Source organism: Burkholderia sp. LS-044 (genome assembly GCF_004803625.1).
Taxonomy (GTDB): domain Bacteria; phylum Pseudomonadota; class Gammaproteobacteria; order Burkholderiales; family Burkholderiaceae; genus Burkholderia; species Burkholderia cepacia.
Genome location: NZ_SSWO01000006.1, coordinates 31,552 through 54,608 on the forward strand (window position 1 = coordinate 31,552; position 23,057 = coordinate 54,608).

The following is a 23,057-nucleotide window of genomic DNA, read 5'->3' on the forward strand; positions in this document are numbered from 1 at the left end:
GCATCACTGCTCCGCCGCCGGCATGTTCTGCACGACCAGCATCTGCGGGCTCGACAGGGTGATGCCCGCCGCGCGCAACTGCTTGAGGATCTCGAACAGCAGATCGCTCTTCGTCGAGCTCGCGATCCGCGGGCTCGACACGTAGCCCGTCACGCTCAGCGTGATCCCGTCCGGCGTGAGCTGGCTGAACGTGACCGACGGCGCCGGCTTCTCGAGGATCGCCTGGTGCTCGCGGTACGCGTCGAGCAGCAGGTCGCGCACCTGCTCGGGATCGGTGTTCAGCGGGAACGTCAGCACCAGCGTCGCGACGCCCTGCGTGCTGTTGCCCATCGTCACGTTGCGCACGTTCTGCGAGATCAGCTGCGAGTTCGGCACGATCACGGTCGAGCGGTCGCTGAGCTGGATCTCGGTCGCGCGGACGTTGATGCGGCGGATGTCGCCTTCGACGCCCGCGATGCTGACCATGTCGCCGACCTTCACCGGGCGCTCGGTCAGCAGGATCAGCCCCGACACGAAGTTCTTCACGATCTCCTGCAGGCCGAAGCCGATACCCACCGACAACGCGCTGACGATCCACGCGAGGTTGTTCCACCGCACGCCGAGCAGCCCGAGCGTCATCAGCACCAGCAGTACGTAGCCGACGTTGGTGAACAGCGTGATCAGCGATACGCGCATCCCGGTATCCATGCCGAGCGCGGGCATGAACTCGCTGTCGAGCCAGCGTCGCAGCGAGCGCAACAGGTAGAAGCCGATCGCGAACCCGATTACGGCGTTCAGGATCCGGTCGGGCATGATGTTCAGGCTCTGCAGCCGCTGGCTGCCGATCATCGCGACCGCGCTGTCGAGCAGGTCGCCCGGGGTCGTGCCGAAGCCGCCCGTCACCAGCGCGATGGCCGCGATCAGCATCAGCAGGCTCGTACCGAAGCCGGACAGCACCGTGCGCGCCTGGTCGAGGTGGCGGTCCTCGAGCGCGAACAGGTGCTTGATCTGCTGCCCCGTCGACAGGCTCGACGAGAACAGGCTTTCGCTCGCGTCGCGCGTCAACTGGATCAGGATGTAGGTCGTGCACAGCACGATCTCGAACCACACGAGTTCGTACGTGATGAAGCGCGCGACCGTGACGTAACCGATCAGGAGTGCGATCAGCGATGCGACGATCGCCAGCGTGACGCAGGCATGGATCAGCCCCGCGAGCGTCGAGCGCTGCTCGGGTGCCTCGCCTGCCGCCGCGAGCGCGGCGCGCGCGCGGTTGGCGCGCAACAGCGACGCGCCGACCGTCAGCGTGACGACGAGCGACACGATGCCGCGACCGAACAGCGTGACCGACAGGCTGGTGTCGACGATCCGGTTGATCGATTCGAGCGTGCCGGACACGAGCAGCAGCGCGGCCAGGATGCCGGGGAACGGCTTCATCGCGAGCGCGACGGGATCGGCGAGCGCGGGGAGGCGCCACGACGGATGCTTCGTGCAGAGCAGTGCGCGGCCGAGCCCGGCGATCAGTGCGCAGGTCGCGGCGAGCTTCGCGAACTGGTCCCACAGATCGGTCAGCCCCGGCGTGAGGTCGTAACGGCGCGCGACGGCGAGGTAAAGGATCTGAACGGCAACGGCGGTGGCCAGCAGGGTCGACAGCGCGATGGACAGCGCCAGCGCGCTGCGGCGCAAGCGGGTGGCCGGCAGGCGGTTCACGCAGAACCAGGCGAGCCCGCGCTCGAGGAGCCGGCGGCCGCCGAGCCAGGCCGCGATCGCGGCAATCAGCAGCAGCGCGGTGATCGCCTTTTGTCCGGGCACCCACGACGAGCGCAGCATGTCGTGGATTTCTTCGTCGAAGTCTCCGAGCCGCTGGGTATCGTCCGGCGAAAGATGGAACAGCGGCAGCCAGAACTGCGCGCTGAAAATGCCGCCCGAACGGAACGCGAGCTGGTTCTTCAGCAGGCTGCGATGCAGCTTCGCGAACTGTTCGGCGAGGTTCGTGAGGTTGGTCTTCTGGTCGGCGGCCTGCTTCAGCGCCGCATCGAGCTGCGTCTTGCGCGCGTCGAGCGTGGCCCGTTGCTTCGCGACGGCTGCCGTTTCCGGCGCGGCGCCCTCGGCGGGCGGCGGCCCGAGCACGTCGAGCTGTGCCTGAATCTGCGCGCGTTGCGGCGTGAGATCGCTTTGCAGTTTCACGACGTCGGCACTCAGCTCCTGCGCCGAGTCGTCGAGCGCGTCCAGCTCCTTGCTGCTCGACGCGGTCGAAGTCTGCTGCTTGATGCGGTCGAGCTCGACCTGCATCTGCTTGAGCTGCGCGACGGCGTCGTTCAGCGAGATGGCGGGCACGGGCGCGCCGACGCCGCTTGCGCCCGGGGCGGAAGCGGCCTCCGGAAACGCCGACGCGGTGGCGATCGCAGCGAACTGCAGCAACGCGATCAGCGCGATCCGGCGAGCGTACGTGGATAGTCGTTGTATGGACATGGAATGCTTACGATTTGCCGACAAGGCCGGGCGCCGAAAGGTGCCCGGAAGCCGGTGGTTGGCCCGGTAGCATGTTACCGGGGTGTGGAACGCGTGGTTGTACTGATTGCGTGCCCCGTTTGTGGAGATTCCGGCGGCGTGCGGTCGAGCGAAACGGCGCATCAGGCCCGGACGGTGGGGCCGGCGCCGCCGCGATGCGTCGCCGGGTCGCCGTTCCTGCGCGTTTTCCGTACCCGACAGACGGTTACGAAAGTTACACGTTGGTCCGCCCAAAAATGGGGCACCCGAATCGGTTCGACGTACGGCGTGCAGCCGGCCCGTCGTCGCGCTCCGGATATCGGGGCCGGGGTGCGCTCGCGTCGGACGGACGTGCCGGTACAATGCAGCGATTCGCCCGACGGCGGCTCGAAGGTCGCCGGACAACTACACGACACGAACAGGAGACGCGCCCACGATGGCCTCAACGGACAGCCTTTCGCAGGCACCTGCCCAATCCCCACCCGTCGACCCCGGCTCCATCTCGGCCCGCCTCGACCGCCTGCCGCCCACGCGTACCGTCTGGAAGCTCGTCGTCCTGCTGAGCCTCGGCTTCTTCTTCGAGCTCTACGACCTGCTCTACAGCGGCTACGTCGCGCCCGGCCTCGTGAAAAGCGGCATCCTCTCCGCGACGACGCATGGCCTGTTCGGCACCACGGGCGTCGCGAGCTTCATCGCCGCGCTGTTCTCGGGCCTCTTCATCGGCACGATCGCATGCGGCTTCCTCGCCGACCGCTTCGGCCGCCGCGCGATCTTCACGTGGTCGCTGCTGTGGTACACGGCCGCGAACGTCGTGATGGCGTTCCAGGACACTGCGGCTGGGCTGAACTTCTGGCGCTTCGTCGTCGGTCTCGGCCTCGGCGTCGAAATGGTGACGATCGGCACGTACATCTCCGAGCTCGTACCGAAGCAGATCCGCGGGCGCGCATTCGCGTGCGAGCAGGCGGTCGGGTTCGTCGCGGTGCCGGTGGTCGCGTTCCTCGCCTACCTGCTCGTGCCGCACGCACCGTTCGGCCTCGATGGCTGGCGCTGGGTCGTGCTGATCGGCGCGCACGGCGCGCTGTTCGTGTGGTGGATTCGCCGCGAACTGCCGGAAAGCCCGCGCTGGCTCGCGCAGCAGGGCCGGGTCGACGAAGCCGACCGCATCATGCGCGCGCTCGAGGCGAAGGTCGAAGCCGAATACGGACGGCCGCTGCCGCCGCCGGCGCCCGCCGAGCCCGTGCCGCCGCGCGGCAGCTTCCGCGACATGTGGGTGCAGCCGTATCGCAACCGCACGATCATGATGACGATCTTCAACGTGTTCCAGACGGTCGGCTTCTACGGCTTCGCGAACTGGGTGCCGACGCTGCTGATCAAGCAGGGCATCACGATCACGTCGAGCCTGATGTATTCGAGCGTGATCGCGCTCGCCGCACCGGTCGGCCCGCTGATCGGCCTCGTGATCGCCGACCGCTTCGAGCGCAAGTCGGTGATCGTCGCGATGGCGGCGGCGATCGTCGTCTGCGGGCTGCTGTTCAGCCAGACGACGGTCGGCGCATTCCTGATCGTGCTCGGCATCGGCCTCACGCTCGCCAGCAACATCATGTCGTACAGCTTCCACGCGTATCAGGCCGAACTGTTCCCGACGTCGATCCGCGCACGGGCCGTCGGCTTCGTCTATTCGTGGAGCCGCTTCTCGGCGATCTTCTCGTCGTTCGTGATCGCGGCCGTGCTGAAGGGCTTCGGCACCTTCGGCGTGTTCGCGTTCATCGCGGGCGCGATGGTGATCGTGATGGCCGCGATCGGGTTCATGGGGCCGCGCACGAAGGGCATCGCGCTCGAAGCCATCTCGAAGTGACCGGCGATCGTGCACGCGTGTCGCACGGTTCGTGCTGCATGCGTGCCATGCGATGGCATCGCACTGCGCGGCCGGTGCGTACGGCTCGTCGGGAATGATCCGGTTTCCGAATCGATTCGGCGAAGCCCTCGCACCGCGGCGAAAAAGCAGCGCCCCTTGTCGGACTCGAATGTCCAATCAGCAAGGTTGCCATGCATCGAAAGATGCAGGCGGCAACGAGTTGAAACAAAGCGTGACGAAGCGCAAATTCGCCGTGAAACCGCGACTTGCGTCGCTGAAGATTCCTGTTCGGACGCGTAGAATGAAGGGCCTGACGACTCATTAGCCGCCATCGGACCGTACGCGTTGCATCGGCGAACGGCTCCGCCGCGAAGAGGCGTCGGCGCCGGGCGCACACGATGCGCCGGACGTGTCGATGGCTCGCGCGGAAGATGCGCCGCCGCAACAGCAGCATGCGGCGGCCGGATCGGCCGATGGCTTCGAACGTATGATGCTTTTCAGCCTGACGCGGCGCATGTCGAAGTCGCGTTGCCGTACCCGCACAGTCGCCGCGTATGTGTCGCTCGCTGTTGCCCTGATCGTTCCCGTGCTTGCCGGGCAGCCTGCGTTTGCCGCGTCCGACGCTTCGTCGTCCGTTGCTCCGTCATCCTCATCAGTTGCGCCGCCCGCGTCGGCGGCGTCTCATGCGCATCGTGGCTCGCCTGCGCATGCGTCGTCGGGGGCGTCGGCCGTACAGCCCGCGTCTGCAGCGTCGCACGAGCGTCATGCGGAGCCTGCCAGCGTATCGGCATCGGGTGCATCGACTGCTTCCGGCACTTCCGCTGCCTCAGCCGCTTCAGCTGCCTCAGCTGCCTCAGCTGCCTCAGCCGCTTCCGCCGCCGCGCCCGCTTCCGCCGCTTCCGCCGCTTCCGCCGCCGCCGCGAGCGAGGCCGAAGCACCCGCGCCGACACCGCCACGCCGTCATCCGCCGCTATCGGCCGAAGAGGCGAAAAATGCGACGGCGCGCGCGGTCGACATGCGCAAGCGCTTCACGCAGGAAGTCACGCGGCGCCTGAACGTGCCCGCAAGCGAGCAGCGCGCCTATGGCCAGCGGCTCCAGGAGGCGCTCGCCGATGCGGATCTCGGCGACCTCGCCGGCGAATACATCGCGATGGTCGACCGCGCGCCGAACGTGCAGGCGCTCTTCATCTACTTCCGTGCAACGTCGGCCAACGCGTGGCTGATGATCGGCGCATCGCCGGTCGGCACCGGGTTGCCGGGCAAGTACGACCATTTCCTGACGCCGCTCGGCGTGTTCCATCACTCGCCCGACAACATGGATTTCCGCGCGGAAGGCACGACGAACGAGAACGGCATTCGCGGCTACGGCCGTCGCGACATGCGCATCTACGACTTCGGCTGGGTGGACGGCGAGCGCGGCTGGGGCAAGGGCGGCGTGTCGCCGATGCGCTTCCAGATGCATGCGACCGATCCCGACCGGCTCGAAGCGCTGCTCGGCATCCGGCACTCGAAGGGCTGCGTGCGGATTCCCGCGTCGCTGAACACGTTCTTCGATCGTCACGGCCTGCTCGACGACGATTACCAGGCGCGTGTCGAGGCCGGCAAGTCGCTGTGGGTGTTGCGTCGCGACCGCGACATCACGCCGATTGCGGGCCGTTATCTGGTCGTGGTCGACAGCGCGCGCAAGACCCGCCCGGCCTGGTCGCCGATGCCGGGGCGCAACGCGTGGTCGAAGGTGCCGAAGGGCGGCGACACGGCGGATTGACCGCCGGTCCGCGAGGCTGACGGCTGCTGGCGATGCCGGGATGAGAATAAATCCGTTTTATTGATACATAAGAAAAGCAAACTTTTATTATCCAATCCGGGTTCGTATAGTCGAGGCCAGTTTCGCGGAACCCTGCCGCGCCTGGACCACCACCGATCACACGACCCGCATGAAAACTCTCTACAAGCTCGCCCCGCTCGCGATGCTCGGCGCCTTCGCGACGCATGCCTGTGCGCAAAGCAGCATCACGCTGTACGGTCTCATCTCGGCCGGTGTCGGGTTCGCGACCAACCAGGGCGGCAAGAACGCCTGGCAGGCGCTGTCCGGCACGAACCAGAACCCGCGCTGGGGGCTGAAGGGCAAGGAGGATCTCGGGCAGGGGCTGTCCGCGATCTTCCAGCTGGAGAACGGCTTCAACGTGATGACGGGCACGGCCGCGCAGAACGGCCGCGAGTTCGGGCGGATGGCCTACGTCGGCCTTGCCGACCGCACCTACGGCTCGCTGACGTTCGGCCGCCAGTACGATGCGATCCACGACTACATCGGGCCGGTGATCATCGCGAGCAACGGCGTAAACATCGGCGACAACGACAACGGCTACAACGACATCCGCGTGCAGAATTCGGTGAAGTACGTGAGCCCGGTGTACCACGGCCTGAAATTCACCGCGCTGTACGGCTTCAGCAATGCGACGGGCTTCGCGAACAACAGCGCCTACAGCTTCGGGCTCGGCTACGAGCAGGGCCCGCTGCGCTGGAGCGCGGTCTACGCGCAGTACAACCACCCTTACAGCGCGACGAACCAGGACGGCGCGATCGCGAACGACTACGCGTCGCCGCTGCTGATCTTCAGCAAGAGCGCGATGACGCCCGCGGCTTACGCCAGCCGGCAGCGGATCGCGGGCACCGGCGGTTTCTACACGATCGGCCGCGCGCAGTTCGCCGCGATGTTTACCGACGTGCGCTACGATTACCTCGACAATTCGCACCTGCACCTGCAGAACCTCGGCGTGAACATCGTCTACACGATGACGCCGCAGCTCTTTCTCGGCGCCGCGTATGCGTTCACGAACGGCAAGTACGACGTGATCGACAAGCGGCCGAAATGGCACCAGGTGAACCTGCAGGCCGATTACTACCTGTCGAAACGCACCGACGTCGCGCTGACGGTGATCGCGCAGCAGGCGGCCGGCGACGCGGACCATGCGCAGATCTTCGCGTATGCGCGCTCGACCGGCACGCGCCAGATGATGGCGACGCTCGGCGTCCGGCACGTTTTCTGAGCGCCCGACCATGACCCATCCGATCGCATCCCGCCGCACCTTCCTGAAACTGTCCGCCGCGCTGGCCGGCACCGCGCTGCTGCCCGAAACGGGCGCGTTCGCCGCCGGCGGCGATGCCGCGCGCCGCACGGTGATCATCGATACCGACCCGGGGCAGGACGACGCCATCGCGATCCTGTTCGCGCTGGGCGCGCAGGACCGCCTCGACGTGCGCGCGCTGACCGCCGTCGCGGGCAACGTGCCGCTCGACCTGACCGAACGCAATGCGCGGATCATCCGCGACTGGGCCGGCCGCACGAAGACGCTGCCGGTCTACGCGGGCTGCCCGCGGCCGCTCGTGCGCGAGCTCGTGACGGCCGCGAACGTGCACGGCAAGACGGGGCTCGAAGGCGTCGAGCTGCCCGTGCCGCGCGCGCCGCTTGCCGCCGGCCACGCGGTGTCGTATCTCGTCGATACGCTGAGCCGCGCGGCGCCGAACAGCGTGACGCTGTGCGCGCTCGGTCCGCTGACGAACATCGCGACCGCGCTGGTCGAGGCGCCGCAGATTCGCGGTGCGCTGCGCGAGATCGTGCTGATGGGCGGCGCGTTCTTCGAGCGCGGCAACATCACGCCGGCCGCCGAGTTCAACATCTATGTCGATCCGCAGGCGGCCGAAGTCGTGTTCGGCAGCGGCGTGCCGATCGTCGTGCTGCCGCGCGATGTCGCGGTGAAGGCGCCGATCACGCCGGCGCGCGTCGCGCCGTTCCGTGCGCTCGGCAACCGCTGCGGCGCGATCGTCGCGGACATCATGGATGCCGAACTCGCGTACAACAAGAAGCGGCGCGGCGCTGAAGACGCGCCGATGTACGACCCGACCGCGGTCGGCTACCTCGTCGATCCGACGCTGTTCGGCGGGCGCAAGGTGAACGTGATGGTCGAGACGACCGGGCAGTGGACGCTCGGCGAGACCGTCGTCGACTGGAACGGGCGCAGCGGCCGCGCGGCGAACGCGACGTGGATCAACGAGGTCGACGCGGACCGCTTCTATGCGACGCTCGTCGAGCGTATCGCGAAGCTGCCCTGAGCGCGGGCGCTCGTGCGGCGAACGGCGAACCGCACTCGGTCGACGCCATCAGATGTGCTTCGCAATCCACTCGCGGCACGTACGGACATGCGGGCCGCGATCGTCGCCGGCGAGCGAGATCAGCGAGATCGCCCGCGTGACGCGCGGCTTGTCGACGCGCAACGCAACGAGTTCGGGATCGTGCAGATGCATCGTATAGAGGCTCGGCAGCACGGCGGTCGCGAGGCCGTTGCGCGCGAGCGCGTAGAGCGGCTCGGTGTATTCCATCCGGTACGTGACGTTCAGGCGCAGCTTCTCGGCGCCGCCGGTGCGATGCAGCGATTCGCTGACGCTGCCCCGCACGAACACCGCGAGCTCGCGATCGACGAGCTTCGCCCACGTGACGCTCTTCGCGCGGGCGAGCGGATCGTCGTGCCGCACGACGATCACGATCTCGTCCTCGAACAGCTGCCGGTAGTGCAGCGTGCCGTCGTCGCTGTCGGGTTCGCGTACGCCGATGCCGAGATCCGCGACGCTGTCGCGCACGGCCTCGACGAGTGCGCTGTTGGGCAGGTCGGTGAGCGTGAAGCGCAGCGTCGGGTGGGCGTCGCGCAGTGCGTTGAGCGCGGGCAGCAGGCGGCCGGCGACCGACGGGATGAACGCGATGCGCACGGTCTGGATGCGTTCGCCGATGAGCCGCGTCATGTCGTCGAAGGTGCCGCGCGCCTGGTTGAGCAGGCGTTCGGCGAGCGGCAGCACGGCTTCGCCAGCGGTGGTGAGCGTGAGCCGGTGCGCGGAACGCGCGAACAGGCGCCCGCCGAGCAGGAACTCGATCTGGCGGATCGACGCGGTGAGCGCGGGTTGCGTGAGCGACAGCGCCTGCGCGGCCTGCGTGAAGCTGCGTGCGTGGGCGAGCACGACGAAGTGCTGGACCTGCCGCAGCGTGAGCGCGGGCAGCAGCGACGAGCGGTCGGACGACATCGGGCAATAACGGTCGGGATACGGTACGCGGCAGTATAAGACCGCGCTGCGTGCATCGACACAGGACAATATTCGGAATCACAGGAGAACCACCATGTCAGCGACTGACACGATGCCGGCGCGTGCGCCGGCCAACTGGCTCGAACGCCGCTTCGCGCTCGCCGCGCGCGGCACGAGCGTGCGCACCGAGACGATCGCGGGCGTCACGTCGTTTCTCGCGGCCGCGTACCTGCTCGTCGTGATCCCGTCGCTGCTCGCGACGGGCGGCATGGAGCGCGGCGCGGCGACGACCGCGACGATCGTCGTGTTCGTGCTGTTCACGACGCTGATGGGGCTCTACGCGAACCTGCCGTTCCTGGTCGGCCCCGGCATCGGCGGCTCGGTGATCATCGGCGTGACGCTCGCGACGACGGAGCATGTGGGCTGGCAGACGGGCCTCGGCATTGCATGCGTGTCCGGCATCCTGTTCTTCCTGCTGACGATTCTCGGCGCGCGCGGCGTCGTGATGAAGCTGATACCGGTGCAGATCAAGCTCGGGCTCGGCGCGTCGATCGGGCTGTTCGTAACGATGCTCGGGCTGCGCAATGCGGGGATGGTCGTCGCGAACGCGAAGACCAACGCGTTCGCGCTCGGCGATTTCTCGCGGCCGGGTGCGCTCGTCGCGCTGATCGGCCTGGCGGTCGCGATCGTGCTGCAGGCACGCAAGGTGCCCGGCGCGATCCTGATCGCGATCCTCGTCGCGGCAGCGGCGGGCGTGCCGCTCGGCGTCACGCATCTGCCCGCGTCGTTCGTGTCGCTGCCGCACAGCATCGCGCCGATCGCGTTCAAGCTCGACATCGGCAGCGCGTTGAGCCTCGCGGCCGCGCCGTACCTGTTCGCATTCTTCGCGGCGGAATTCTTCTCGACGCTCGGCACCGCGCTCGCGGTCGGCGCGAAAGCGAACCTGCTCGACGAACAGGGCAACCTGCCGAACATCAACCGGCCGTTCCTCGTCGATTCGCTCGCGGCGACGATCGGGCCCGTGTTCGGCATTCCCGCGCTGACCGCGCTGATCGAATCGGCGGCAGGCGTCGAGGCCGGCGGCCGCAGCGGGCTGTCGTCGCTGGCCGCGGCCGTGCTGTTCGCCGCGATGCTGCTGTTCGTGCCGGTCGCGCTCGCGATCCCGAAAGAGGCGACCGCGCCGGCGCTGATCCTGATCGGGCTGTCGATGTTCGCAACGATCCGCCATACGCATTTCGACGACTTCACCGATGCGCTGCCCGTGATGTCGATGGTGCTGCTCACGCTGATGTCGAACAGCTTCGGCACCGGCATCGCGGGCGGGCTGCTGTGCTACGTGCTCGTCAAGCTGCTGGCCGGCCGCCGGCGCGACGTGTCGTGGGGGCTCGTCGTGCTCGCGCTGCCGCTCGGCTATTACTTCTGGACCGTCGTGAAGCCGCACTGAGAGACGGCTTTCGCGACGTATCGGCACTACCCAAAACGAGACTGCAATGAAGGCAACACCAGGTAACGTCCCGGCCGCGCGCACGGGCATCGAGATCACGCCGGCCCATCGGGCCTTCTTCCACGCGCTGCCGAAGGTCGAGCTGCATTGCCACCTGCTCGGCGCGGTGCGGCACGACACGTTCGTCGCGCTCGCGGAACGCAGCGGCGCGCCGATCGAGCGCGCCGAGATCGACGCGTTCTATGCGCGCGGCGAGAAGCCGGTCGGCGTGCTGCACGTGCTGCGCGCGCTCGACAAGTATCTGCTCACGCGGCCCGACGACCTGCGGCGCATCGCTTACGAGTATCTGGAGGATGCGGCCGCGCACAACGTGCGGCATGCGGAATATTTCTGGAATCCGACGGGCACGGTACGGGTGTCGGGGATCGCGTATGCGGACGCGCAGGCCGCGATCGTGACGGCGATCCGCGACGCCGCGCGCGACTTCGGAATCGGCGCGCGCCTGATCCCGAGCATCGACCGCGAGCAGGATCCGGACGAGGCCGTGGCGATCGTCGAATGGATGAAGGCGCATCGCGCGGACGAAGTGGCGGGGCTCGGGATCGACTATCGCGAGAACGACCGGCCGCCGGAGCTGTTCTGGAAGGCTTACCGCAATGCGCGCGCGGCCGGTTTCCGCACGACCGCGCATGCGGGCGAGTTCGGGATGCCGTGGCGCAACGTCGAGACCGCCGTGGATCTGCTGCAGGTCGATCGCGTCGATCACGGCTATACGATCGTCGACAACCCCGAGCTGTGCGCGCGCTACGCGGAACGCGGGATCGTCTTCACCGTCGTGCCGACGAATTCGTACTACCTGCGCACGCTGCCGCCGGAGCAATGGGCGGAACGGCATCCGATGCGCAAGATGCCGGGCCTCGGGCTGAAGATCCATCCGAACACCGACGATCCGACGCTGCACAAGGTCAACCCGTCGGAGGCGTGGGAGCTGATGTTCAGCCATTTCGGCTTTACGGTCGCCGATCTCAAGCAATTCATGTTGAACGGGATCGACGGCGCGTGGGTCGACGATGCGACGAAGGCCGCGTGGCGCGCGACGTGGGCGCCGGAGTTCGACACGCTGGCCGCGACGCTCGCAGCCGGTTGAGCGCATTGCCTGCCGCATCGGCCGGCCGGTACTTCGTTCAGGTGGAAATGCAGCCTTGCGGGCTGGCGCACGTCGGTTGCGTTCGCTATATTGGCGTCCGGCGGCACCCGGTCGTGCCGCTGCCGCCGTGCGCGCCCGCGCCGGCATTCCGACAACAATTCGAATCCTGAGAGGCCCGCCGTGCGTATTCCTGTTTTCTGTCTGATGTTGTTCGTCTCGATGTCCGCGCGAGCCGGCAGTGCCTGCGACGGGCTGCTCGGCGATTACGCGCCGGCCGCCGGCAAACCGGCGACGCTGCGCGTCGAGAAAGTGGGCGGCAAGATCGTGCTGCGCGGGCGCGACGCCGGCCAATGGAGTGTCGAAACGGCACCGACGCAAGAGGCCGAGCTGGAAACCGACGGCCCTGACAAGGCGCCGCCGGGCGCCTGTGTGCTCGAGGTGCCGGGCGGCGAGCTGATCAAGATGCCGATCGGCTCGCCGTATCAGGTCACGTCGATCACGGGCAACAGCTTCACCACGAAGCATTCGACCACGGGCGTCCTGCTGCGCACGGTGCAGGGCTTCCAGGTCGACGGCACCGAGCTGTATCGGGTCGCGCGCCGCGGCGATTCGCCGCCGGCCGCGGCACGCTGACGGCGTGCGAGCCGACGTACCGCGATACACGACGACACGACGACGAGGGCGACCCTTCCGATGGGCAATCGAGCATGGCTCTATCTCCAGGCCGGTGACGGCGACGACGCGCGAACGATCGAGTTCGCGGAATCCAACAATCACTTTCCGCTGCTGTGGCGCGTGCTGCTGGCCGACGGCGGCGCGGGCGACGCGATAACGGATCAGCGCGTGTTCGGCGACGCAGGCACGCCGAACCTCGCCAGCGATGCGCGCGCGGCGCATGCGCGACTCAGCCGGCTCGCGTCGTTCGTCGTCGCGTATCCGCTGCCCGGCGACGATCCGGCGCTCGCGCGCCAGTTCGATGCGCTCGTGCGTCACCTCGGCGAGTCGATCGATGCGTTCGGCGATGCGCATGGCGCACCGCGGCTGTCCGCGAATCTCGACGAACTGTCATGGCTCGACGGCGGCGATCCGGACGAATACATCCGCGAGGAGCGCGACAACTGCACGCGCCTGTGGTGGCGGGTCGCGAACTGCATGGATTTCCGAGACGTGCGCGGCGTGCGCGACGTGCTCGAGATCGATACGCCCGCCGACTGGCGCGACTGGGCGTGGGGCTTCGGGTTCGGCGGCGTGTCGCATCACTATTTCCAGCGACAGGAGCCGCCGCGCGGCGTGGCGTTTGCCGAGATGTTCGACGCCGGCGAAGTGCACGGCAACTGGCTCGGCTACGGCACGTTCAGCTTTCGCGCGCGCAACGGCCTGTGGGGCGTGCGGCGGGAAGTCGACGACGCGTGGCGCGTGATCGTGCCGCCCGCGTGGACGAACCTGTGGACGAGCGGCGCGCGCGATCGCCGGTTGCTGTGGGCCGCGCGCGACGGGAAGGTCGGCCTGCTGTTCGCCGATGGCGATGGCGACGGTGGTGGCGACGAGATGCGGATCGTGCGCGAACCGGCGTTCGACGCCGTGTGGGATTTCAGCGGCGACGTCGCGTGCGTGCGCGTCGGCGAGCGGTTCGGGCTCGTGGGCACGGACGGCACGTGGGTGCTCGAACCGTCGCTCGACGATTTCGGCGAATTCACCGGCGGGGTTGCGTCCGCGAGCCTGGACGGCCGCTGGGGCTTCGTCGACACGCACGGTGCGTGGGTGATTCCGCCGCGCTTCGACGATGCACACGAATTCGTGAACGGCGCCGTCGCGGCGGTATCCGAAGGCGAGCAGTGGGGGTTGATCGGGCGCGACGGGCAATGGCGCGCGCCGCCCGAGTGGGCCGCACTCGAATGGTCGTCCGAATGCGGTGCCTTCCTCGCGTGGCGCAACGGCCATGTCGGCCTGGTCGATGCGAAAGGCCGGGTCGTCGTCGAGCCGCTTTACGCGGAAATCGCCACGCTGACCGACGACGAACGGACGGACATGCTGTCCGAGCTTGGCGCGATCCGCCATGTCGTGCGGCGCGACGACGGGCGTTGCGCGATCGTCGACGGGCAGGGCCACGTGCTGACGCCGTTCGATTTCGTCAACATGGGGGCGCTGCCGTGGTTGCCCGATGACGAAGCCGTGCCGGGCGAACTGTTCACGCGTTACGCGATCGGCGTGCTGCCGGGCGAGCCGGCGAAGTTTGCGATCTGCGATCTCGAGACGGGCGCGACGGTCGTGCAGGGGCGCTACGACGACATGGCCGGCCTGTTCTGGGGCGCCGATCACGGCTGGCTGGCCTGCGTGCAGGACGAGAGCGGTGACGACGTGCGGGCGACGGTGTTTCGCGCGGACGGCACCGTGCTGCATCCGGCGCGTTACACGCGGCTCGGCGACGATGCGCTGTTCGACGACGATCCCGACGCCGCTGCCGGGCACACGACGTTGATGCCGTGGTACGTCCGTCGTGCCGAGGTCGCGCAGAACTGGAGCGTGGGCGAACCGGTCGCCGCGTTGCGCGACGACGGCGTACCCGTATGGCTGTACGCGGACGGGCACGCGACGACGACGCGGCGGTAGCCGGGGCCGCTGTCGTCCATGCCGGCGTCGCGTGCCGGCACGACGATCAGCGGAAGAACCTCAGCCAGTCGAACAGGCCGGGGTGCGGACGCCGTTTCGGCGCCGGCGCCGGTGCGCTGCGCGGCCGGAAGTCGGGCGAGAACTGCGCACGCGGATCGATCGCGCGCGTACGCAGTGCCGCATCGTAGAACGCCCCGACGATCGGCAACGCGCTGTGCGCGCCCGCGCCCCAGTAGTCGCTGCGCAGCGTCACGTTGCCGTCGTCGAAGCCGACCCACGCACCGGCCACCAGTTGCGGATGCATCAGGATGAACCAGCCGTCCGTGTTGTCCTGCGTCGTGCCGGTCTTGCCCGCAACGTCGATGCGGATCCCGTAGCGCGAACGGATGTCCTCGCCGGTCCCGTAATCGACGACGCCGCGCATCACGTCGACCAGCGTCTGCGCGGCGACCACCGGCAACGCGCGTTCGGGCGGTGCGCTGTTGAATGCGGCGAGCACCTTGCCGTCGCGATCCTCGATGCGCGTGATCATCTGCGGCGCGACGTATACGCCGCGATTCGCGATCGTCCCGTAGGCGGACACCATTTCCTTCAGCGTGACGGGGCTCGTGCCGAGCGCGAGCGACGGCACCGCGTCGAGCGGGCTTTCGCGCACGCCCATCGCGCGCGCGAGCTGCGCGACCCTGGCCGCGCCTTCGCGCTGCATCACCTGCGCGGTGATGCGGTTGCGCGACAGCGCGAGCGCGTCGCGCAGCGTCATCGGCGCGTCGGTCGGCGGCTCGGCATCGGTCGGACGCCACACCGCGTGCGTGCCGATCGGGATCGCGACGGAGCGATCGACGAACGTGTCGCCCGGCCGCATGCCGTCCGCGAACGCGGCGCCATAGACGAACGGCTTGAACGTCGAACCCGGCTGGCGCCGTGCCTGCACCACGTGATCGAACGGCTCGCTGCCGAAGTCGGGGCTGCCGACCCATGCGCGAATCGCGCCGTTGCGCGGGTCGATCGCGACGAAGCCGGCCTGCACCTGCGTCTTGCGTTCGCACAACGCATGCATGAACGCGCGATTCGCGCCGAGCTGCTTCAGCGCGGCAACATCGGCGAGCCCAGCGGCGCGCGCGTCGCGATAGTCGGGCGTCTGCCGGATGAAGCCGCGGAACAGGTCGTTGCGCAGCCCGCAGCCGGACGGGCCGCGCCATGCGCTGTCGGCGACTGCCTGCAGGCGATCGGTTTGCTGCGTCAGCGCTTGCGTCGCCATGTCCTGCAGTTGCGCATCGAGCGTCGTGCGCACGACGAGGCCGTCCGAGTAGAGGTCGTAGTTGTTGCGGTCGGCCCAGGCGATCAGCCACTTGCGCAGCTGCACCGCGAAGTGCGGAGCCGGGCCCGGCTGAGCGGTCTGCGGCTCGAAGTCGACGCGCAGCGGCCGGCGCTGCAATTGCGCGAGCTGCCGCGGCGACAGCATGCCCATCGCGGCCATCCGCGCGAGCACGATGTTGCGGCGCTGGACCGCGCGTTCCGGATTCAGCACCGGGTTGTAGTAGCTGTTGCCCTTCAGCATCCCGACGAGCGTCGCGCTTTCGACGATGTCGAGCTGGTCGGCCGATTTGCCGAAGTAGGTACGCGCGGCCATCTCGACGCCGTACGCGTTGTACAGGAACGGCACGGTGTTCAGGTAGGTCTCGAGAATCTCGTCCTTGCTGTACACCGTCTCGATCTTGAACGCGGTGATCAGCTCCTTCACCTTGCGCGTGAGCGTCGGTGCGCGGCCGACTTCGTCCGGGTACAGGTTGCGCGCGAGTTGCTGCGTGATCGTCGAGCCGCCCTGGCGGCTGCCCGAGAACGTATGCAGCCCGGCCGCGAGCGTGCGGCGCCAGTCGATGCCGTGATGCGCGTAGAAGCGGTGGTCCTCGGTCGCGATCAGCGCGTCGACCATGTGCGGCGAGATCTGCTTGAGCGGCACCCATTCGCGGTTGACGGGCCGGAATTCGGCGATGACCTGGCCGTCGGCCGACAGCACGCGCGCGGGGCGGTCGATGCGGGCCTTGCGGATGTCGCCGATGCTCGGCGTGAACGGCACGAACGCGAGCAGCACCAGCAGGCCGACCAGCGGGATCGCGGCGAGCGTCAGCGCGACGCCGCGGCGCGTCGGATGGCGCAGGCGATGCCATGCGCCGGCGCACAGCGCACGGATGCGCGCGCGGCTGGCGGCGGCCAGCGGTGCGACGCGGGCGCGGCAACGGAGCCACGCGTCTCGAAGAAGCGGCACGAAGCGGTTCAAGGCGGCAGGAGCGCGGATGGAGGAGGCGCGATCCTAGCAAACGACCCACGGGCGACGCCCGCTAAAACGGCCGTTTGCTTGCAGGATTTACAGACGATTACGTTTGTTGCCCGTCGACAACCTTTTGCGGCACCTGCCGCCGCGATTCCGCTGACGATACGACGTCCGCGAGCCGCTGCGCGGCCGCTTCCATCTGCGCGCGGCCGAACCCGCCGAAGCCCAGCACGAGCCCCGGGCGGGCCGTGCCCGGCGCGAACATCGGCGACACCGCGCGCACCGCGACGCCGGCTTGCGCGGCGCGTTCGACCACGTCGAGATCGTCGATGCCGTCCGCGAGCCACAGCACGACGTGCATCCCCTGATCGCCCGGCTGCACCCACGCGCGTTCGCGCGGCAGCCGCGCGCCGAGCGTGTCGATCAGCAGCGCGCGCTGCTCCGCATACACGCCGCGCACGCGGCGGATGTGACGGTCGAGATGGCCTTCCGCGATGAACGCGGCCAGCACGTGCTGGTCGGCGGTCGGCACATGGCGATCCATCAGTGCGCGCGCGCCGCAGAACGCGGGCACGAGATCGTCGGGGGCGATCACGTAGCCGAGCCGCAGCGACGGAAACAGGATCTTGCTGAACGTGCCGAGGTAGATCACGCGATCGGGGTCGAGACCCTGCAGCGACGGGAACGGATAGCCTTCGTAGCGCAGCTCGCTGTCGTAGTCGTCCTCGACCACCCACGCGTGGCGTGCACGCGCCCACGCGAGCAGCGCATTGCGCCGCGCCATGCTGAGCGGCATGCCGAGCGGATACTGGTGCGACGGCGTGACGAACGCCGCGCGCGCATCGGGCGCGAGGCGGATGCCGGCGTCGACGTCGAGGCCGTCGGCGTCGACCGGCACGCGCACCATCGCGTCGTGTCGCCCGGTGCTCTCGAGCAGCGCGGTGATGCCGCGATAGGCCGGGTTCTCGACCCAGGCCCGGTCGCCCGCGCCGAGCAGCAGCTGGCTCGCGAGGTGCAGCCCCTGCTGCGTGCCGCTCGTGATCACGACCTGGCCGGCCTCGCAGCGTACCGAGCGCGAACGGCGCACGTAGTCGGCGATCGCTTCGCGCAGCGGCAGCGCGCCTTGCGGATCGGCATAGCCGGACGGCGCGCCGGCGCCGCGCGCGCGCAGGCGGTTGCCGAGCCGGCGCCAGATGTCGTCGGGCGCGGTGAGGCCGATCGGCACCGAGATCGCGAACGGCATCGCCGGCAGCGGACGGAATTCGCGGGCGATCCGCGCGAAGGCGGCGGCCGGCTCGGGCAGCCCGGCGTGGGCCGCGCGCCGTCGTGGCGCGGGCGGCGCGGGTTCGGGGCCGGGCGGCGGTTCCGCGAGCGCGTTCGCGACCCGCGTGCCCGCGCCGCCGCGCGATTCGAGAAAGCCTTCGGCGATGAGCTGCGCATACGCATCGACGACGGTGCCGCGGGCAACCTGCAGCGACGTGGCGAGCAGCCGCGTGGACGGGAGCGCGTCGCCCGGCCGGACGTCGCCGCGACGCACGGCTTCGCGCAGCGCCTGCGCGAGCTGGCGGCTCAGGTCGCCGGCCGCGCGGTCGAGCGCGCCGAGCGACGGGATTTCGACGATCCGGGTCGTTCTTGCCATGATTCTGGTCTGCTGAAATTGTTCCAAACCGGCTCTACAGCATAAACCAGTTTGAAGTCACAATCGGCGGGTGACGGGCTCGCGCCCGCGCCGTTTCCAACCCCGCATGACCGTGGAGCCGACATGTACGTCCCCGCCGAATTCAACGAGCCCGACCCCGACGCGATGCGCGAACTGATCGTGCAGCATCCGTTCGGCAGCCTGATCACGCACGGCAGGAACGGACTCGACGCGAACCACATTCCGTTCGAGCTGCTGCCCGGCGACGGCGGTCTCGGCGAGCTGCACGCGCACGTCTCGCGCGCGAATCCGGTCTGGCAGGACGTCGCGAACGGCGACGAGGTGCTCGCGATCTTCCGCGCGGGCGACGCCTACATCTCGCCGACCTGGTATCCGAGCAAGCACGTGGCGCACCGGCAGGTGCCGACCTGGAACTACGTGGTCGTGCACGCGCACGGCCGCATCACGGTGCGCGACGACGAGAAGTTCGTGCGCGGCGTGGTCGCGCGGCTGACGCGCACGCACGAGGCGCCGCAGCCGGTGCCGTGGAAGATGGGCGACGCGCCGAAGGACTACATCGACAGGATGCTGGCGTCGATCGTCGGGCTGCAGATCGAGATCACGCGGCTCGTCGGCAAGCGCAAGCTCGGGCAGAACAAGGACGAAGCCGATATCCGCGGCGCGGGCGAAGCGCTGGTCGCGGAGGGCAGCCTCGCGATCGGGGAGGCGATGCTCGCGGCGGCCGACGCGAAACGCGCGTGATGCGCGCGACGCGCAAGCGGCGTGCACGCCGTGACCCCGGCGGCGCGCGCGGGCGCGTGCCACGCCCGCGCACCGGCTCCGTCATTGCGTGCGCGTCGCGCCCTTCGTGCCTTCTCCCGCCTGCGCGAGCGCATCGCGAATCGCGGCCTCGGTCTTGTCGTACGCGCCTTCGCCATAGCGCGTATAGACGACCTTTCCGCTCGCGTCGATCAGGTACAGCGCGGGCCAGTACTGGTTGCCGTACGCGCGCCACGTGTCGTAGCGGTTGTCCTGCGCGACCGGGTACCGGATGCCGAAGCGCCTGATCGCATCGGCGACGTTGCCCGCGTCGCGCTCGAACGGATACTCGGGCGTATGCACGCCGACCACCACGAGCCCCTGGTCGCGATACTTGCGATCCCATTCCTTCACGTACGGAATCGTATGAATGCAGTTGATGCACGAGTACGTCCAGAAATCGACGAGCACGACCTTGCCGCGCAACTGGCCGAGCGTCAGCGGCGCGCTGTTGTGCCAGCGGTCGATGCCCGTGAAATCGGGTGCCGCCGTCCCGGCCTGCGAGGCCGGCATGCTCGCATCGTCGCGGGTGCCGGCGAACGCGGCGAGCCCGGCCGTGGCGGCGAGGGCGATGACGAGGGCGGCGGTCTTGAGTCGGGGCAGCATGGCGTTCTCCTGAGCGGGAGGCCGCCGCTCGGAGGCGGCGGCCGGACGGGTTTCGACAGGCCCCATTAGGCGGCGCCGACGTATCTGCGATGTGTCCGGCAAGCCGCGCGTGTGCAATGTTGTGTGTCCTCACGGCGGCGCGATACATTGGGATACAAACGCGCGCCCGCCGTGCGGTATAAAAGCGGACATCGCCTGCCTCGACTCATCGATACCTCGATACCGAAACGACCCATGGACAAGATCGACCACGTGCTGATCGTCGACGACGATCGCGCGATCCGCGAACTGATCGCGGATTATCTGGAGAAGAACGGCATGCGCGTATCGCTGGCCGCGAACGGCCGCGAGATGCGCAACGTGCTGGACGACGGCGCACCCGACCTGATCGTGCTCGACCTGATGATGCCGGGCGAGGACGGCCTCACGCTGTGCCGCGACCTGCGCGCGGGCAAGTTCCGCACGGTGCCCGTGCTGATGCTGACCGCGCGCGGCGAGGAAACCGACCGCATCATCGGCCTCGAGATGGGCGCCGACGACTACCTCGCCAAGCCGTTCGCGGTGCGCGAACTGCTCGCGCGGATCCGCTCGGTGCTGCGGCGCGCACGCATGCTGCCGCCCGGCATGCAGGTGACGGAAACGGCCGCGATGCTCGCGTTCGGCGAATGGCGTCTCGACACGACCGGACGCCACCTGCTCGATACCGACGGCACGCTGGTCGCGCTGAGCGGCGCCGAATACCGGCTGCTGCGCGTGTTCCTCGACAACCCGCAGCGCGTGCTGACGCGCGACCAGTTGCTCAATCTCACGCAGGGGCGGCAGTCCGACCCGTTCGACCGGTCGATCGACCTGCTCGTGAGCCGGCTGCGCCAGCGCCTGCGCGACGGCGCGCGCGAGCCGCGCTACATCAAGACGCTGCGCAACGAGGGCTACGTGTTCTCGTCGGCCGTGACCGCCGTCGACGGTGCGCCATGAGCGCGCGCACGTTGACGTCGTGGCACTGGCCGCGCTCGCTGTTCGCGCGGCTCGCGTTGATCCTGTGCGTGGGCCTCGCGCTCGCGCAGACGCTATCGTTCTGGCTCACGGTGACCGAGCGCGACCAGGCGACCACCAACCTGATGATGGGCTACATCGAGCGCGAGGTCGCAAGCTCCGTCGCGCTGCTCGACCACCTGCCACCGGCCGAGCGGGCCGCCTGGCTGCCGCGCCTTGCGCGGCGCAGCTATGCGTTCATCCTCGGGCCCGGCGAGACCGGCACGCCGCCGGAAGCGCGGCTGTCGGCGCGCGTCGAGCGGTCGATTTCCGACGGCATCGGCGGCGACTACCCGCTGACCGCGAACGCGATCCCCGGCGACCGCGAACATCTGCAGGTGCATCTGCGCCTGACCGACGGGTCGCCGCTCACGATCGACATCCATCCGATGTCGACGGTGCCGCTGTCGGGCTGGCTGCCGGTCGTGCTCTTGCTGCAGCTCGCGGTGCTGGCCGCGTGCTGCTGGCTCGCGGTGCGGCTCGCGACGCGGCCGCTCAAGCAGCTCGCGCAGGCCGCCGATGCGCTCGGCCCCGACCTGAAGGGCGAGCGGCTGAACGAGGGCGGGCCGTCGGAAGTCGCGCGCGCCGCCCGGGCGTTCAACGCGATGCAGGACCGCATCGCGCAGTACATGGCCGAGCGCATGCAGATCCTCGCGTCGATCTCGCACGACCTGCAGACGCCGATCACGCGAATGCGCTTGCGCGTCGACGTGATGGACGACGACACGCAGGGCGCGAAGCTGCGCCAGGACCTGCTCGAGATGGAGCATCTGGTGAAGGAGGGCGTGGCGTATGCGCGGACGCTGCACGGCACCGAGGAGGCCGCGCGCCGCATCGATCTCGATGCGCTGCTCGACAGCATCGTGTGCGATTACACGGATGCGGGGCAGGACGTCGCGCTGCACAGCCGCGCGCCGCTCGCGCTCGTCACGCGGCCGAAGGCGCTGCGCCGCATCGTCGGCAACCTCGTCGACAACGCGCTGAAGTTCGCGGGCGCGGCCGAGATCGACGTGCACGCCGCGCCGGACGGCGGCGCGGTGATCGCCGTGCTCGACCGCGGGCCCGGCATTCCGCACGATCAGCTCGACGCGGTGTTCGAGCCGTTCCGGCGCGTGGAGACGTCGCGCAACCGGGAGACGGGCGGCACGGGGCTCGGCCTCGCGATCGCGCGGCAACTCGCGCTTGCGATGGGCGGCACGCTCACGCTGAACAACCGCGCGGACGGCGGCGGGCTGGAGGCGCGGCTCACGCTGCGCAATGCGGGGTGAGGGGGGGCGGCGCGTGGCCGTGTGGTTTCAGGTTCGTGCCGAAGCCGTAGCGGAAACTGACGCCGAAGCCGAAGCCGAAGCCGAAGCCGAAGCCGAAGCCGAAGCCGAAGCCGAAGCCGAAGCCGAAGCCGAAGCCGAAGCCGAAGCCGAAGCCGAAGCCGAAGCCGAAGCCGAAGCCGAAGCCGAAGCCGACGCGCGCGACGTTACACGCGCCGCAGATGCGCGTCGACGAGCGGCGCGAGCGTCGCCGCATGCACGGCCGCGAGATCGTGCCGCCCGCCCGGCACGACGTGCAGCTGCGCGTCGGGCAGCCGTTCGAGCAGGCGCCGGCCGGCCGCGACGGGGCTGAGCGGATCGTCGTCGCCCCACAGCAGCAGCGTCGGCTGCGCGATGCGGCCGATTTCCCGCGACAGGTCGGCACGGAACGTCAGGAACCAGTCGGGAAGCTGCGGGTTGGCTTGCGCGAACCCGGCCCGCCAGTCCTGCGCGCCGAGCCCTGCCATGTCGAGCCCGCCGGACGTGACCGTCAGTACGAGGTGCGTGACCAGGCCGGGCTTGTCGAGCGCCGCGCGCATCGCGATCACGCCACCCATCGATTGCGCGATCACGGCGGTCGGCCGGTCGATCGTTTCCAGGACATGACGCACGAGGCTGTCGAAATCGTCGACGGCCGGATCGCGCGGCGTGTCGCCGAAACCCGGATAGCCGACGATCCGGCGCTCGGCCGGATGCGTCAGGCTGCCGGCGAGCGGTTGCCAGAAGGCGGTGCTGCCCGATGCACCGGGCAGGAAGAGCAGTTGCGACGGAACGGGCATGGTGGCGCGGTTTT

The 23,057-nt window shown here is 69.0% G+C and carries 17 protein-coding genes and 1 pseudogene; 11 read left to right on the forward strand and 7 right to left on the reverse strand.

Annotated features, from left to right (window positions below):
- Window positions 1-3 precede the first annotated feature (3 nt).
- Window positions 4-2,448 (reverse strand): DUF3772 domain-containing protein, encoded by a 2,445-nt coding sequence (locus tag E9536_RS17130; RefSeq protein ID WP_060170495.1) that lies wholly within the window; start codon window positions 2,446-2,448, stop codon window positions 4-6.
- 454 nt (window positions 2,449-2,902) lie between these two features.
- On the opposite strand from E9536_RS17130, the gene E9536_RS17135 reads away from it, so the two are divergent.
- The 4 genes and pseudogenes from E9536_RS17135 (at window position 2,903) to E9536_RS17150 (ending at window position 8,431) form a co-directional block, all read left to right on the forward strand.
- The gene (locus E9536_RS17135; protein ID WP_027790543.1) at window positions 2,903-4,321 is read left to right on the forward strand and encodes an MFS transporter; all 1,419 of its coding nucleotides are present in this window, start codon (window positions 2,903-2,905) and stop codon (window positions 4,319-4,321) included.
- 398 nt (window positions 4,322-4,719) lie between these two features.
- A pseudogene (locus tag E9536_RS42655) lies at window positions 4,720-6,086 on the forward strand (hypothetical protein).
- 169 nt (window positions 6,087-6,255) lie between these two features.
- Window positions 6,256-7,368, forward strand: a complete 1,113-nt coding sequence (locus E9536_RS17145; protein WP_059697066.1) for a porin — start codon at window positions 6,256-6,258, stop codon at window positions 7,366-7,368.
- A gap of 10 nt (window positions 7,369-7,378) precedes the next feature.
- The gene (locus E9536_RS17150) at window positions 7,379-8,431 is read left to right on the forward strand and encodes a nucleoside hydrolase (protein WP_060316527.1); all 1,053 of its coding nucleotides are present in this window, start codon (window positions 7,379-7,381) and stop codon (window positions 8,429-8,431) included.
- Window positions 8,432-8,479: 48 nt separating this feature from the next.
- On the opposite strand, the gene E9536_RS17155 is transcribed toward E9536_RS17150, so the two are convergent.
- Entirely contained in the window at window positions 8,480-9,391 is a 912-nt protein-coding gene (locus E9536_RS17155) for a LysR family transcriptional regulator (protein ID WP_136470247.1), read from the reverse strand.
- 94 nt (window positions 9,392-9,485) lie between these two features.
- On the opposite strand from E9536_RS17155, the gene E9536_RS17160 reads away from it, so the two are divergent.
- From E9536_RS17160 to E9536_RS17175, 4 genes are all read left to right on the forward strand, one after another.
- Window positions 9,486-10,835, forward strand: a complete 1,350-nt coding sequence (locus E9536_RS17160; RefSeq protein WP_021161168.1) for an NCS2 family permease — start codon at window positions 9,486-9,488, stop codon at window positions 10,833-10,835.
- A 46-nt stretch (window positions 10,836-10,881) separates the two neighbouring features.
- Complete coding sequence (gene add / locus E9536_RS17165) at window positions 10,882-11,982, forward strand: adenosine deaminase (RefSeq protein WP_136470248.1); 1,101 nt, start codon at window positions 10,882-10,884, stop codon at window positions 11,980-11,982.
- A gap of 180 nt (window positions 11,983-12,162) precedes the next feature.
- On the forward strand, window positions 12,163-12,615 hold the full coding sequence (locus E9536_RS17170; RefSeq protein WP_226129438.1) for a hypothetical protein: 453 nt from the start codon (window positions 12,163-12,165) through the stop codon (window positions 12,613-12,615).
- Between the two features lie 60 nt (window positions 12,616-12,675).
- Entirely contained in the window at window positions 12,676-14,592 is a 1,917-nt protein-coding gene (locus E9536_RS17175) for a WG repeat-containing protein (RefSeq protein ID WP_136470249.1), read from the forward strand.
- A 46-nt stretch (window positions 14,593-14,638) separates the two neighbouring features.
- Here E9536_RS17175 and E9536_RS17180 read toward each other — a convergent pair whose 3' ends face one another.
- Entirely contained in the window at window positions 14,639-16,870 is a 2,232-nt protein-coding gene (locus tag E9536_RS17180) for a transglycosylase domain-containing protein (protein WP_136470250.1), read from the reverse strand.
- A gap of 97 nt (window positions 16,871-16,967) precedes the next feature.
- Complete coding sequence (locus tag E9536_RS17185) at window positions 16,968-18,503, reverse strand: PLP-dependent aminotransferase family protein (RefSeq protein ID WP_136470251.1); 1,536 nt, start codon at window positions 18,501-18,503, stop codon at window positions 16,968-16,970.
- A gap of 123 nt (window positions 18,504-18,626) precedes the next feature.
- Here E9536_RS17185 and E9536_RS17190 point away from each other — a divergent pair, with 123 nt between their 5' ends.
- Window positions 18,627-19,265 (forward strand): FMN-binding negative transcriptional regulator, encoded by a 639-nt coding sequence (locus tag E9536_RS17190; RefSeq protein ID WP_136470252.1) that lies wholly within the window; start codon window positions 18,627-18,629, stop codon window positions 19,263-19,265.
- A gap of 81 nt (window positions 19,266-19,346) precedes the next feature.
- On the opposite strand, the gene E9536_RS17195 is transcribed toward E9536_RS17190, so the two are convergent.
- Window positions 19,347-19,928 carry a thioredoxin family protein gene (locus E9536_RS17195; RefSeq protein ID WP_027790553.1) on the reverse strand — a complete coding sequence of 194 codons (582 nt, stop codon included), beginning with the start codon at window positions 19,926-19,928 and terminating at the stop codon, window positions 19,347-19,349.
- 234 nt (window positions 19,929-20,162) lie between these two features.
- Here E9536_RS17195 and E9536_RS17205 point away from each other — a divergent pair, with 234 nt between their 5' ends.
- On the forward strand, window positions 20,163-20,903 hold the full coding sequence (locus E9536_RS17205) for a response regulator (protein ID WP_124919932.1): 741 nt from the start codon (window positions 20,163-20,165) through the stop codon (window positions 20,901-20,903).
- Complete coding sequence (locus E9536_RS17210) at window positions 20,900-22,228, forward strand: ATP-binding protein (RefSeq protein ID WP_136470253.1); 1,329 nt, start codon at window positions 20,900-20,902, stop codon at window positions 22,226-22,228. Before E9536_RS17205 ends, E9536_RS17210 begins: the two co-directional genes overlap by 4 nt.
- Here E9536_RS17210 and E9536_RS17215 read toward each other — a convergent pair.
- The gene (locus E9536_RS17215; protein ID WP_211097471.1) at window positions 22,206-22,481 is read right to left on the reverse strand and encodes a hypothetical protein; all 276 of its coding nucleotides are present in this window, start codon (window positions 22,479-22,481) and stop codon (window positions 22,206-22,208) included. The two genes, E9536_RS17210 and E9536_RS17215, sit on opposite strands and share 23 nt — an antisense overlap.
- On the reverse strand, window positions 22,432-23,043 hold the full coding sequence (locus E9536_RS17220; protein WP_059697075.1) for an alpha/beta fold hydrolase: 612 nt from the start codon (window positions 23,041-23,043) through the stop codon (window positions 22,432-22,434). Before E9536_RS17220 ends, E9536_RS17215 begins: the two co-directional genes overlap by 50 nt.
- Window positions 23,044-23,057 lie beyond the last annotated feature (14 nt).